Origin of the sequence: Brevibacillus sp. SYP-B805, from assembly GCF_011059135.1 — a bacterium.
In the GTDB taxonomy this organism is placed as follows: Bacteria; Bacillota; Bacilli; order Brevibacillales; family Brevibacillaceae; genus Brevibacillus_F.
The window spans coordinates 362,272-375,245 of the sequence record NZ_JAALGD010000001.1 but is presented as its reverse complement, the minus strand read 5'-3'; the positions used below and the strand labels follow the sequence as shown (position 1 = coordinate 375,245).

The 12,974-nt window shown below is 53.9% G+C and carries 14 protein-coding genes; 3 read left to right on the top strand and 11 right to left on the bottom strand.

Annotated features, from left to right (window positions below; all coding sequences use genetic code 11):
• The first annotated feature begins 327 nt into the window (after nucleotides 1-327).
• From G3578_RS01905 to G3578_RS01895, 3 genes are read left to right on the top strand one after another with little or no spacing between them, the layout of a single operon-like run.
• The gene (locus G3578_RS01905) at nucleotides 328-834 is read left to right on the top strand and encodes a DoxX family protein (protein ID WP_165208060.1); all 507 of its coding nucleotides are present in this window, start codon (nucleotides 328-330) and stop codon (nucleotides 832-834) included.
• Nucleotides 835-890: 56 nt separating this feature from the next.
• Nucleotides 891-1,325 carry a universal stress protein gene (locus G3578_RS01900; RefSeq protein ID WP_165208059.1) on the top strand — a complete coding sequence of 145 codons (435 nt, stop codon included), beginning with the start codon at nucleotides 891-893 and terminating at the stop codon, nucleotides 1,323-1,325.
• Between the two features lie 22 nt (nucleotides 1,326-1,347).
• Nucleotides 1,348-2,214, top strand: coding sequence for a universal stress protein (locus tag G3578_RS01895; RefSeq protein WP_165208058.1), 867 nt, complete (start codon nucleotides 1,348-1,350; stop codon nucleotides 2,212-2,214).
• 233 nt (nucleotides 2,215-2,447) lie between these two features.
• Here G3578_RS01895 and G3578_RS01890 read toward each other — a convergent pair whose 3' ends face one another.
• The 11 genes from G3578_RS01890 to G3578_RS01840 all read right to left on the bottom strand — a co-directional run bounded on the left by G3578_RS01890 (nucleotide 2,448) and on the right by G3578_RS01840 (nucleotide 12,957).
• Nucleotides 2,448-2,846 carry a hypothetical protein gene (locus G3578_RS01890; protein ID WP_165208057.1) on the bottom strand — a complete coding sequence of 133 codons (399 nt, stop codon included), beginning with the start codon at nucleotides 2,844-2,846 and terminating at the stop codon, nucleotides 2,448-2,450.
• Between the two features lie 109 nt (nucleotides 2,847-2,955).
• Nucleotides 2,956-3,588 (bottom strand): TetR/AcrR family transcriptional regulator, encoded by a 633-nt coding sequence (locus G3578_RS01885; RefSeq protein WP_165208056.1) that lies wholly within the window; start codon nucleotides 3,586-3,588, stop codon nucleotides 2,956-2,958.
• Between the two features lie 268 nt (nucleotides 3,589-3,856).
• Nucleotides 3,857-5,101: an mRNA cleavage and polyadenylation factor CLP1 gene (locus G3578_RS01880; RefSeq protein ID WP_165208055.1), complete on the bottom strand. Its 1,245-nt coding sequence runs from the start codon at nucleotides 5,099-5,101 to the stop codon at nucleotides 3,857-3,859.
• Nucleotides 5,102-5,341: 240 nt separating this feature from the next.
• On the bottom strand, nucleotides 5,342-5,530 hold the full coding sequence (locus tag G3578_RS01875; RefSeq protein WP_481752714.1) for an SOS response-associated peptidase family protein: 189 nt from the start codon (nucleotides 5,528-5,530) through the stop codon (nucleotides 5,342-5,344).
• A 274-nt stretch (nucleotides 5,531-5,804) separates the two neighbouring features.
• Nucleotides 5,805-5,948, bottom strand: coding sequence for a hypothetical protein (locus G3578_RS01870; RefSeq protein ID WP_165208053.1), 144 nt, complete (start codon nucleotides 5,946-5,948; stop codon nucleotides 5,805-5,807).
• 1,527 nt (nucleotides 5,949-7,475) lie between these two features.
• A complete protein-coding gene (locus G3578_RS21340; RefSeq protein ID WP_165208051.1) occupies nucleotides 7,476-7,649 on the bottom strand; it encodes a TIR domain-containing protein in 174 nt (57 codons plus the stop codon).
• Between the two features lie 47 nt (nucleotides 7,650-7,696).
• Nucleotides 7,697-9,253 carry a YifB family Mg chelatase-like AAA ATPase gene (locus G3578_RS01860; RefSeq protein ID WP_165208049.1) on the bottom strand — a complete coding sequence of 519 codons (1,557 nt, stop codon included), beginning with the start codon at nucleotides 9,251-9,253 and terminating at the stop codon, nucleotides 7,697-7,699.
• 206 nt (nucleotides 9,254-9,459) lie between these two features.
• Nucleotides 9,460-9,822, bottom strand: coding sequence for a YraN family protein (locus G3578_RS01855; protein ID WP_165208047.1), 363 nt, complete (start codon nucleotides 9,820-9,822; stop codon nucleotides 9,460-9,462).
• A complete protein-coding gene (locus G3578_RS01850) occupies nucleotides 9,819-10,112 on the bottom strand; it encodes an EscU/YscU/HrcU family type III secretion system export apparatus switch protein (protein WP_165208045.1) in 294 nt (97 codons plus the stop codon). Before G3578_RS01850 ends, G3578_RS01855 begins: the two co-directional genes overlap by 4 nt.
• Entirely contained in the window at nucleotides 10,109-12,154 is a 2,046-nt protein-coding gene (locus tag G3578_RS01845; protein ID WP_165208043.1) for a hypothetical protein, read from the bottom strand. Before G3578_RS01845 ends, G3578_RS01850 begins: the two co-directional genes overlap by 4 nt.
• 26 nt (nucleotides 12,155-12,180) lie before the next feature.
• On the bottom strand, nucleotides 12,181-12,957 hold the full coding sequence (locus G3578_RS01840; RefSeq protein WP_165208041.1) for a ribonuclease HII: 777 nt from the start codon (nucleotides 12,955-12,957) through the stop codon (nucleotides 12,181-12,183).
• Between the last annotated feature and the right edge of the window lie 17 nt (nucleotides 12,958-12,974).

Sequence of the window (12,974 nt, the reverse complement as noted above, 5' to 3'; positions counted from 1 at the left end):
ATAGCATAAGTATAGAACAGTTCCCCGAACATGTATGTCGGGAAACTCCCTATCCTTAAGGGAAATTCTCCTGATTTTATCATTACTGTTCCCGTACTTTAAAACAATGCGTCCGTGACGCCCGGCCGTTTTTTGCCCAGGCTGAGCCGCCTTCCCGTTTTCCCGGTATTTCTTTCCACCGAAATCAGGGAACATTTTCCTGGGTTTCAGGGAGCTCCCCTACATACAACGCCCTCCGGTCGCTCCTACAATGAAAGTGAGCCCTCGGTCAACACGACCGCGTTTGATTGAGGGACCCAATCAAATCAAGTGATGGAGATGACCGCTATGATCGTCAATTGGCTACGAAACAGTGTGTATGCTTCTGTCCTGCTGTTACTCGCCCGTTTATACATTGGGTGGGAATGGCTCACCGCTGGCTGGGGAAAGTTGACTGGTGCAGAAGGATTTAGCGCCGCCAAATTCCTGCAGAACGCTGTCGCACATCCCGTCACCAGTCATAATGAAGTGGTGTATCCAATCTACTCAGCGTTTCTGCAAAACTTTGCCCTGCCGAATGTCGAACTGTTCAATTTCCTGATTCCGTGGGGTGAGTTTCTGGTGGGGCTTGGTTTGATTCTCGGCTGCTTGACCACTGCTGCCGGATTCTTTGGAATGGTGATGAACTTCGCCTTTCTGCTGGCCGGAACCGTCTCCTCCAATCCATGGATGATTTTGTTCGGGATCTTCCTGTTGGTCGGCGGACGCAATACGGGTGCCATCGGGATTGACCGCTATCTGTTCCCGCTTTTCGACCGCTGGTTTCATAAGCCCTCCAGCAAACCGGCAGCCTGAAAAACGGGAAAACAGCCACAAATGAATGATTTCAGTACGAGGAGGAATTGATAGAAATGTTTAAAAAAGTACTGGTTGCCGTCGACGGGTCGGACGCTTCGGATATAGCGGTGCAGTGGACACACGAAGCCTTTCAGGCACTGCCGCAAACCCATTTTACCTTTCTCTATGTACACCAGCCATACATCCCGCTGGCAATCGGGACCGGTTATATGCCTGTCGTGTATGAACCGGCCGAGATTGATCTGCCTCCGGAAGAATCCCCTGCATACGCGGCGTGGAAGGGGTTTCCCGACACTTCGCGTGTGGATTACGCTACGGAGACTGGCAGCAATCCTGCGGAGGTGATCTGTAAAAAAGCTGCGGAAGAAGGGTATGATCTGATTGTCGTGGGCAGCCGCGGCCATGGCCTGGTATCATCGGTCTTCCTTGGCAGCGTCAGCGGCAAAGTACTCCATCATGCCAAATGCGCTGTGCTGGTCGTTCGCTAGACTGGGGAGAGGGGATGTGATCATGACACGCTTCTTGCTGCCCATCGATGGTTCCGAACCATCCAAGCGCGCCTTGGAATACGCCCTGGCGCTGACCACACAAGCAGATCATCTGACACTCCTTCACGTGTTACAGCCTTTTCCCGCCCAGCACACCGTTCACTACCTGAGTGCCGAGCGGATCAAAGAGATTCAAAACCAGGATGCGATGAAGACGATGGCCCCCATCCTGCAGCAGGTGGAGAAGAAGGGCATCCCGTACAGCATGCATATCGCGTACGGCGTTCCCGATGAGCTCATCTGCCGCTATGCAGAAAACAACCATGACTTTGTCATCATGGGGACGCATGGATACGGTGCCGTCTCCAGCTTCCTGCACCACAGCGTCAGCTACCCGACCCTGCAGCGCCTCACCATTCCCGTCGTGCTGATACCGGAACTGATCACGGAAGCAAAGATGAACCCCCGGCCCTTCCGGAAGATCCTCATCGCTGTCGATGGGTCGGAATACGCATGGAAGGCGGCCGAGGCAGCCATCAACCTCGGCCGCAGAACAGGAGCACACTTCTCCCTTTTGCACGTGGTTGTTCCTCCCATCGTGAACACCGGCCTGGAAAACCTGGAATGGACGAGCGATGCAGAACTGTTGGAGAGCGGCAAATCCGTTGTCGAGAAATACGAGCAGCGGTTCATCTCTCATCAATTGCCCTATACGACCCATGTGGCTGTCGGGGATCCTGGCCACCTGATCCAAGCGTTTGCCGAAGAAACCGGCTCAGACTTGATCGCCATGGGCCATCGCGGCCTCAACCGGCTCGCCGGTATCCTGCTGGGCAGCGTCGTTTACAAGGTGATCCACGGCACGAAGATACCTCTCCTTATCGCATAGATGCCTCGTCGTTACGTCAGTTGTTGGCATCGCCAGGTTGCGGGGTAAGAGAATCGAGTGGACATACCACTCGATTTTTCTTTAGATGGAATGTAACAAAAAGGAAATCTATAGCGTCTAAACGTGACGATGAGGAGGTGGAATGATGAAACTTGTAGCAATCTCCATCACGCTCATCCTGCTGATGAATTTCAACGCTCCTCCAAGATTTATCTAAAATGAATTACTTGGAATTACTTGTTCTCTTTTCGCATGAATAGCGGGATCAGCAAGTAGAGTCCATAGGCAAATGACATCCAGATCGTAAAGGCGAGCAGCTGTTCACTGGACAATCCCGAAAAAAACACGTCGCGGTTCCACAACACGAAGGCATCGATGATCAAGCCGACTGCACTGCCGATCAGCCCCAGCTTCACCACGGAATACGGACTGGGGTCCAGCTTGCGAAAGATCACAAAGACGATGTACAAGACCACTGCTGTCGCGATCTCCAACAACAGGAACCTCATGAAAAAGTCTTGTTGATACGGGTCGACCAACACCATGCTGCCGAAAAACACGAAGAACAACGTCGCTCCCAACCAGACCAGGATCGAGAACAGCAAGGTCAGGCCCAGTTTTTCTGAGAACATACCCTCATCTCCTTTTCTAAATATGAGTAGATATATTGGAAAAAAGTCTTTGGAGGGAAGTGTGGAAGAACACACGATGAAGCCAGCCCCCAAGACTTGATTTGGCTGCTCAATCAGATTTGTTTTCCAACAGATTCTGAATGAATACCCCCAATTCGGCAAACACTTTATCCCGGTCAAATTCGGGAGAGACCAGGCATTGTACGGCCAGGCCGTCAATCAACGCATTGATGAGGACCGCCCAGATCTCGGTGGAAACCCCCATCAGCCGTTTTTCCCGGCCAGTCTGAACAGCAGTCCCCTCTACGCTGGAATCGGCGTGGTTGTCTGCGATCAGCTCCAGGATCTTTTCCGAAAGCACCTTGTTTTCAAACGCGAGCAGCTGGCCCAATTCCCGTCTGATTTCTTCATTGTTGAAACTAAACACAACCAGCGACAAAAACAGCCGGTGGAAAAAGGAGTCCGGTCGGCACCGTTCCTTGGCGGCATTCAAAGCCTCCGGGACGGCGAATTCGACGGATTGCGTATGCGACATCTCCTCCCAGGAACGAAGGCACACATCTTTTACCACGTCCAACATCAGTTGGTTTTTGGTGTGAAAATGGTAGTAGACGGTCCCCTGCGATACATTTGCCTTGTCAGCCACCATTTTCAGCGTGAGCTTTTCCAAGCCACTTTCCACGATGCACGCCTTGGCTGCTTCAATCAGTTCCTGTTTGGAAACGACGTTCGGTTTTGCCATTCATCTCAGTCCCTTGCGTGTATTCCAGTGCGTTTCCTTACTCCACCCCGAATGATTATGTATGGAAGACATATTATGGAGTTAGTCATTCAACCAACTAATTACACTATATACCATATCCTGCAAAAAAAGAAAATGATTTTCCATCAAGTTGTCATAAATTTTTTGTAAATCGTCCCAAAAGGTTTTACAGGCATTACGTTGCCCGCGCAGGATGTTGGTCTGGACCAACATCCTGCAACAGCGCCGATGACTGACGATAAATCCGTCAATCTGCCTGTATTTGTTTGAAATAAAAACGCAGAAAATCAAAGGTACGCTCCAGCGCCTGTACAAATTCATCCTGGCTTTTAAATGAGAAATGAATCGTTCTGATATCGACCGGCAGTATGTCTCTGTGTTCCACCAAAAAGTCTTGTAAGGACCTTTTCCCTGTCTCCTCGACCAGATACGTAACGATACTGGCTATCTGGGGAAAATGTGTAAATTCAATCTGCATCCGATTGCCTTGGTAGATCGCCTTGCCGCCAAACAGAATACGCTCATCCATGTGTATGCGTTGAAACGAGTATTCCGCCATGAATCGATCAGCCATCTCTGCATAAAGGGGGTTGGCATCAAAGATCCCGATCCTGTTCTTTTTCAGCCACGAATCACCTGTTTGCTGAAACACCCGCACGATTTCCTCAAGGTGCTGACGCAGTTCATGTTCATTCGCATACTCGAAGCTTTTTAATCCCCTCATAGCTATGTAGAACATGTTTGCCCCAGTGTTGCGAGGAGTAAAGAGTCTGGGCTCGATTGTATTCTTTTGCGTCATATCGATCATCAATCCGTAATCAAAGCCGTTTTCACGTTTGACAAAGTACAGCCGGTCACCCATTTCTGGCCGTTCTTCATAGACATACCCCATGTGACGTAATGGTTCATCCAACACCTCTACAATAATTTTGTCTGCCAAGAATCTCTTTGTGACTGGTTTGATGAAGGTAGCCCCTATTTCGTCAAGCTGGCGTTTGGACATCGTGGACACGTACTCATACGAAATCCAGGAAATCTTTTCAAATCCCAACGCCTGCTTGAAATGCTCAACGCTGTGCAACAGATCTTCCGCCTGAGGAGTTCTGGCGCCAAGAACGCGCTCCAGGCGTCCCAGCGCTACTTCATCAATGGCCAGTTTCTTTAAAAGGGGAACATTCGCATCGTCGATGCTGCTGTGATCGTACGTTTCATAGTTGATCTCCAGCGTTCCTTTTGGCTCGCCATTTTCATACAGCTCATAGTGCCATCCGTAATCCTCTGCATGGACGAAGGAAAACGAATGGGTGTTCAGCTCAGCCGATAATTGTCGCGCCTGTTCCGATCCGTTTTCCGCTCCATCTTCCGTGACAACCGCATACCATGTTTCGTTGGCGGGAAACAGGCAAGAAGGTGCTTTCCATTTACGGACTGCGCTGTTTATCTTCCTTTTGTTTACTTCCTTGACAAGAATGGCAAACGTGAATTCGCTCAAATGAATACCCTCCTAAAAAATTCCCGGCAAGAGGGGTTATTTTTAGATACAAATTTTATGAAAAGAAGTGCATGGTAGTAAAAAATCGATCACGCTATAAATGGGTTTAATTTCTCTCGATCAAGCAATATTTGATTATCCTCTTGCCGAAGTATCTATGTAATGGATGTTTGCGACAACCTCGTTCGGCCAGGTGTGTAATAATCGTGCAACTGTGAAGTTTCTGGCGGCCGGACGTTGTCAAAGCGTCGAAGAGGCAGGGGAAGGTGTATGGTAATTTTCATTGATTCGCCGAAAGGCTGGCTTCTTCTGCAGCATATCGGCGCGGACGTTGATCATCTTGTAGCCGATCTTCTCGTCCTGTGCCCACGATGGAACCAAGCCCCAGCGCAATTGGCCGATTCTGCGGTGCCCGCCGTCAGCAAGAATGTCCGGGATCTGCTGGCCAGGGGCGATATTGAACCGCGGCTTCAGATCAAACGGTTTGCAGCTTTTTCATTGGAATTCGAACCAGCATATCCGTCCAATCACAGCAGTTGAAAGAACGTGATCGGCAGAAGCAGCCGCATGCGACGCCCCTTCGATCAAACCGCCACGTTTCCCTCGACAGATAGGAGCAGGTGACGTCGGGCCGTTCGGTGGGCCACCGATTTGCGCCAAAACAGGTTGGATTTCATAGTCGTCTCAAAGCTACCCTTCCGTCCTATCCCGATTCTTTCTCAGATTTTATTTTTGCTTGAAAAAGGACTTCTTCTTCTGGTGACGTAGAAGCTTGAGCCATACCACCTCCTAACACAAGACAAATGAGTGATACAATTGTTAAAACTGACTTCGCCAATCCTTTCATACAGTCTACCTCCTAAATTAATTTTGAGACAGTGGATGGAAGCTGCTTATACGAGTACCTATGTGATGAAAAAATCCCATCAGGATCATTTCCGAATGGCGAATCAAAACAAAAACAATGCTCTTTCCCCGTCCACTGCCTCCACTGCAAACCAGTTAGTAATCAATCGCTGCTTCTGACGCGATCACTTGTGAACAAGCCATTTCAGAGAGAGCGATCTCGTCCTCATCCTCCAATATGTCCGGGAAGCGTCCGGCCACCGGTTCCAGAACTGTTTTTTCGTTCAATCTCAATCCGGCTACTACTCGTCCTGTCCATCCAGTATTAGAGTGGCGCTGCCGCTTCTCCTCCGTCCACTCTTCTCGTGACCGGCCGTCCTGGGGTACCCAAGCTCCACGCCCACATCGATGTAGAGCAGTTTTTCGCGTGAGAAAATAAAACAGTTGCCGACTTCATGTCAAGAAGAGAACAGATGCCTATGGCGCCCCCCTTGTTACCAAAACAAATAATCGCCGGAGTGGGTCAATTTTAAACCAGCGATTGTGGGCAATATAAGTCGGAGTTGACATAACGTGACTCCTGTATATAATAGTGCCTCACGCACTTACGCGTGAGGACGCGACTACCCGTCGAACATAAGAAAGCCCATCTCCTTACAAGATGGGCTGAATTGTTACGACTTAACGCTTTTTTACATAGCTCGGAGGACCATACTCCACTTTTCCGTTACCCGATGCCACGATTCTAAAGTAAGGGGAGCCTGTTACGGAAGGACCGACAAAGCGAACATTTACATAAGTTTCCCCGAGTTTCTGCGTTTTTCCACCGCTTTTTTGGCGATCTCGGCTCTATTCATACAATCGCCTCTCCTTTTAAGAACTAATGAAGTGAGCTCAAAATGTCCTCATTTACATTATAAAACTCTTCATCGAAGCCTACAAATAACGGTTTGGTCCGCCAGTAGATGGAAATAAATTACATATCGATCAGCAATCCGTCGAGTATAGATGAATTCATCTTGCATCCAAACTCTTTACTTTGGTTTTCCGGGTGGTTCTCGTTATGGTCCAGAGAAAAGAAAACCTTCTCGTCTCTAACCATTCCCGCACACCCGATCTGCTCCAGTCCCTTTTCGTCATCCGTAAGACGGAATAACGTCACAGCCTTCTTTTTGTTGAACGGCGGAACCGTTTCAAACTCGCCTTTAAAAGCAGACATGATCTGATTGTATTGTATGTCGGATCTCTTCGACCATTGCAACAAATAATACAGAAAACGTGCATGAGATTCGAGTTTATTTACTCTTTCCGTCAAATGAACATTGTTCAATGGCCCAAGTCGATCTGCAATCCTACGGAACTGGTTACAAAATGTATTGACTGCTGAGACCAGGTTACCGTCTCGTCAGTCATCTTCGTAGATGCCCGATGTAACTCCAATTAAATCAGTCGGTATGTGGATTCTGTTCCTTTTACTCCGCGGAAGAACATAAAATACCCTTTCCACCCCCAGACGACCGATGAACAATCAAAATTCAAACAGAACGTTGTCCCTTACCGCCGTAGATTGCTCCCCTCTACTATTCATTTCGTTGTCGGGATGGAACACAAAAATGGCGAAATCCGTATGATCCAGTTGTCGGGTCAAATCAATAATTGTAAAGCTGGAGGGGTCAAAAACACCGTTCGGCCAGACAGTCACTTCACATTCGTGTTGAATTCTTCCCTACCGCAATCTCTGCACCATTCTCATCCCACCACCCCACGATCCAGCGCCCGATACCGGATCGCTTCCGCCACATGGGCGGCCTCGATCTGCTCCGCTCCCCCCAGGTCGGCGATGGTGCGGGCCACCTTGACGATCCGGTTGTAGGCGCGGGCGCTCAGGCCGAGCGTTTCAAAAGCGAGCTGCAGCAGCTTCTGCCCCTCTCTGTCCAGGCCGGCATACCGGCGCAGCTCCTCTCCGTTCATCGCGCTGTTGAAAGGAGCGCCGGGGCGGTGCCGGTAACGCTCGCATTGAATAGCCCTCGCCGCTTCTACTCTGCAGCGGATCTCTTCGGACGATTCCGCCTGCGGCCGCTCCTGCAGCAGCGTTACCGGCACCCGGGGAACTTCCAAATGCAGGTCGATCCGGTCAAGCAGCGGGCCGGACAATTTCGACCGATACTTTTGGATCTGCTGCGGCGTGCAGGTGCATTCGCGCTGGTCGCGGGAGCCGTAGAAGCCGCAGGGACATGGATTCATGCTGCCAACCAGCAAGAAACGAGCCGGGTAGGTAAACACCTGCTTCGCCCGGGCGATCGTCACCTGCCCTGACTCCAGCGGCTGCCGGAGCACTTCGAGCGCATGGCGGGAGAATTCCGGCATCTCGTCCAGGAAGAGAATGCCGCCATGTGCCAGACTGCATTCACCGGGGCGCGGAATCTGCGCTCCTCCTCCCGCCAGCGCTGCGGCCGTAACGGTATGGTGCGGAGCGCGAAACGGCCGCTCGCGGATCAAACCGCTCCTTTTGGTCAGGTGACCGGCGATGCTGTAAATTTTGGTCACCTCGTAAGATTCAGCCATACTCATTTCCGGCATGATCGTGGGCAGACAATGGGCCAGCAGCGTCTTGCCGGATCCGGGCGGGCCGACCAGCAGTACGTTGTGAAAGCCGGCCGCCGCCACCTCCAGTCCCCGTTTCACATAGGCCTGGCCTATGACATCGGCAAAATCATGGGCAGCCTTCCGCTTCCCATCCAGTTCGGCCAACGTCACCGTGCGGGTTTTCTCCGTGTCGGCGTCAGCTGAAGCAGGCAGTTCTTTCCCCGACCAGCATCGCACCACATCCTGCAGGCTCCTGGCCGGCAGGACGGAGAGATCGACCAGCGCGGCTTCTTCCCTGTTCTGCTCCGGCAGAATCACATGGGTAAACCCTTGTTTTTGCGCTTCCAACAAGATCGGCAGCACGCCCGATACGGGCCTGAGGGTGCCGTCCAGCGCCATTTCGCCCAGAATCAGGATCTGCTCCTTCCTCCGTTCCAGTTGGCCGGAAGCGAGCAGCACCCCCAGGGCTATGGATAAGTCAAAGCCGGAGCCTTCCTTGCGCAGATCGGCAGGGGCCAGATTGACCGTGATCCGCTGCATGGGAAAATCAAAGCCGCTGTTGCGCAGGGAGGCGCGCACGCGATCCCGCGCTTCCTTGATCGCCGAACCGCCAAGCCCGACGATGTCAAATTGGGGCAGGCCGTTGGCGATATCCACCTCCACGGTTACCACCATGCCGTCAATGCCGTGAACCGTGCCCGAGAACGTCTGTGCGTACATCTCCCTCTCTCCTCTCTACCCATTACGATAGGAAAAGACAGCGGGGGACGCAAAAAAAACAGCCTTCCCTTGGAGCAAGGAAGGCTCAATGATGATGTTTGGAGGAGTTTCATCGCGCCGAGTACACTAACATACTACGCGTACGGATGCCGCTCTGCTGTAGACGTATCCCCAATGGGCAGCCTAAAAGTTGAGGGTGATTCGGGTCAGAATGCCTGCTCAACATGGATGATCTCTGCGGAGTTCTTTCCTTTCTGACACAAGACGCCAATCACGTCAAAGCGGATGGAAGACGATCGCACCCCTTCCTTCTGCAGGTAACAAAGCGCCATCTCCCTGAGCTTGCGCCGTTTCCGCCAGTCCACGGATTCTGCCGGCAATCCAAACGCTTGTCCGGACCGCGTCCGCACCTCAACAAAGACCAGTGTCCGTCCGTCGCGGGCAACCAGGTCGATCTCCCCCTGTGCCGTTCTCCAGTTGCGGGCGATGATCTCAAGTCCTTTCCGCTGCAGGTACATCACCGCCTGATCCTCCCCCCATTTGCCCAACGCCTTTCTGGCATGGCTCACCGCGATCTGCCCGCCTTGTCCAGGCGATAAACAAACGCAAGAATCTCCGCAACCACCTGATACAGCTCAGGGGGAATCTGCTGGTTCAGATCAAGCTTGCCCAACACCTCCACCAGGGAGGGATCTTCCTGGATGGGGATGCAGTGCTCTTTCGCCTGTTTGATAATGGTTTCCGCCACATATCCTGATCCTTTGGCCACGACACGGGGCGCTTCCTCCGCACCCGCGCGATAGCGGAGGGCGACAGCCTGCTTGCGTTTGTTCTCTTTTTGTCCATCCGTTTTTTTCATATGCGGATATCCACTCCTTTGTAGGGAGTGTACAGGCCTTCCCTCGCGGAGAGCGCTGGCGTGCCGGCTTTCAGCTCAGGGATGGGCTGGACGCGCAATCCGGAGAGATGGTAGCCGGCTTCACGAAGCGATCCGGCTACCTGATCCCTGCTCTGCTGCACAAGCCCTTCCAGCCAGGGCTGGTCATTGTAAATCTGGAGGTTGATGATCCGGTTGACGATGCTTACGTCTATCATGGTGATGCCCAACCGATCCAAATCCAGATGGAAAAAGAGGCGGCAGTTGTCCGGATCAAGCTGCCCGTCTTCCCTTTTTTTGGCCTCGATCTGCACATAGGCCGTATCTTCCCCGTTCTCCATCCGGACAGGAATCTGCATCACGACTTGGGACAGCACCTGGGCCGGCGGTTGGAGCATCATCAACTGCTGACCCGTTATCTGCTTGACCAGCGTTTCCGCCGCTTCCTTCAGGCTGGCGGGAAGGGAGTCTGCATATTCCTGCGCAAGCTGCAAGAGAAGCGGCTTGATGCTGTCCAGATGGGCGCCTGCCCTGGCGTCGGCGGATGCTGCCCTTATGTTTTGTGCGATCAGTTCACGTTCATGCGAGACGCCCAGGCGATGAAAAAGCTCTTTCAGCAGATCGCCTTTGCTGCCGGACTCAGGCGATACAGAAGGGACAGCTGCCTGCTGCCGATCGCCTGCAGCGGATTTCACCGGTTCCTGTCGCTCCTGCATCACCGGGCGAGCGGCCGCCTGCTCTTCTCCCTGCTCCCGCCCTTGTGGAGAAACGCTCTCTTTCTTCGCGATTGCGTCGGCGGGAGCAGCAGGGGCGTCGGCAGGGGCAGCGAAGCTGTCGGCGGGCGCGGTCGTGCCTTCCGCGTGTGTGGTGGTCCCTTCCGCAGGCGTGACGGGGCCTCCGCTCATCCCCTGAACCACAGCCGCTGCCGGATGGTTCGTCACGGCCCATGCCATCCGCTCCCCGCCCTGTCCCGGGCTTGGCTGCGGCACATGTCTCCCGGATGCCGTTCCAGTGTTGTCCGGGGATGGCGTCCCGGCATCGCCCTGTACATCGGGGAAGGCGGAGGGGGCAGTCGGCATCGGCCGCGTTCCAAATCCTGCTGGATGGCTTTGTCCATCGGTTGATTGCGCAGGCCGAGCGGCTGTGGCTGCCGGCTGTCCGGGCTGCGGCTGCCCGTCCGCCGGTCGGGGCGGCTGCAGGAGCGTCCGGGTATCGGCCTGCGGACTTCCCGCCTGTCCCGCTCCTGGAGGGAGAGGCTGCCCGTCTTCCTGCACAGGGGGGCCTCCCCAGGATGGCTGCGGAGTAAGCTCGCCCGATACTTCGTCACCGAAGGCAAGCGGCAATCTGCTCACTTCCTTGGTCAGCGCCAGAACGGCATCCCTGACGTTGGCGGGCACGGCCTGCGAACTGTGCGGCTTCTGTCCGTTCCCGGGTTGGGGAGCCGATTGCTGCAAAAACCGCTCCGCTTCGGTCAGGAAGCGGCGGATTGCCCATGTAAGCGGCTGATCGGAGAGAAATGTTTTCAGCGCGCCCACCGTCTCCGGGGTCAGCGGCAGATGGCGCCGCATGGCCAGGATAAATGCGTCGATGGTGCCATCGCTTCCTCCCAGCTCCTTGGAGATGGAGGCAAATGCCTGCAGCACGTCTTTGGTGACAGGCAGGTTCTGATTCACCAACGCTTTGACCAGGCTTCTGTTCTCCGGCGTATCCGGCAGCCCAAGCGAACGGAGGAGCCCCTGCCAGGAGGCATCCGCCGTTTCCTGGGGATGGGCGCTGATCACTTTCAGCGTGACCGCGCCGTCTGAGGGCTGCACCTGCAGCCATGCCTGCTGCCCTTCTTCCAGGCTGGTTTCCAGCCTGGCGTGCACCTGCATGCCACCGATCTGGACAAGCGCCATCTTGTCCGGATACAGCTTCAGAACGGTTCCCTTAAACACCTGTCCCGGCGACAGCTCCACCTGTCTGGGCGAAGAAGCAACATTGCGGTTCAGCAGCGCGCTCATCAACGGTGTGGTTTGCAACACGTTTCCCATCCCCTTTCTGGGTCCGTTTATGCCCGCTCCTTCACTCTGCCGAAGGTCAGGCGATGAATGGGCGTCGGGCCGAATCTCTCCAACGCCTGCAAATGTTCTTCCGTCGCGTAGCCTGCATGTTTCTCGAAGCCGTATTCCGGGTAGATGCGGGCGTATTCGGCCATCAGCCGGTCGCGGGTCACTTTGGCTATGACGGAGGCGGCCGCGATGGAGACGCTTTTCCCGTCTCCGCCGATAATCGGGAGCTGCTCGCAGGCAAGCCCCGGCACATGGACGGCATCGATCAGGCAGACATCGGGCGTGATCCCGGCCGCTTCCACCGCTTGCCGCATCGCTTCGCGCGTCGCTTCCAGGATGTTGATCTCATCGATGCGCGGTGCGTCCACCATGCCGATCCCGACGGCCAGCGCATCGCGCATGATCACGTCGTAATACGCTTCCCGGACGTCTGGCGGCAGCTTTTTGGAGTCGTTCAGCCCGAGCAGCCGGAAATCAGGCGGCAGGCATACGGCAGCGGCCACCACAGGACCCGCCAGCGGCCCCCGGCCCACCTCGTCTATCCCGAACAGATGCCGTTTCCCTTGTGCATACAGCATCAGCTCCGTCCGGCTCATCTCGTCCCACATGGCGGTAAGCCTCGCCTGCCGCTCCTGCCGCGCCTGAAGCTGCCGCGTCAGCGCCATAACCCCTTTGCGGGTATCCTTTCGTAAACATTCTAAAAAATCTTTGGGGATGTCGTCCAATTTTTCGATCAGTTCCCGTATTTCCGTTATCGACATTCCGGCGATATTCATTGACCGTTTTCTCTCCT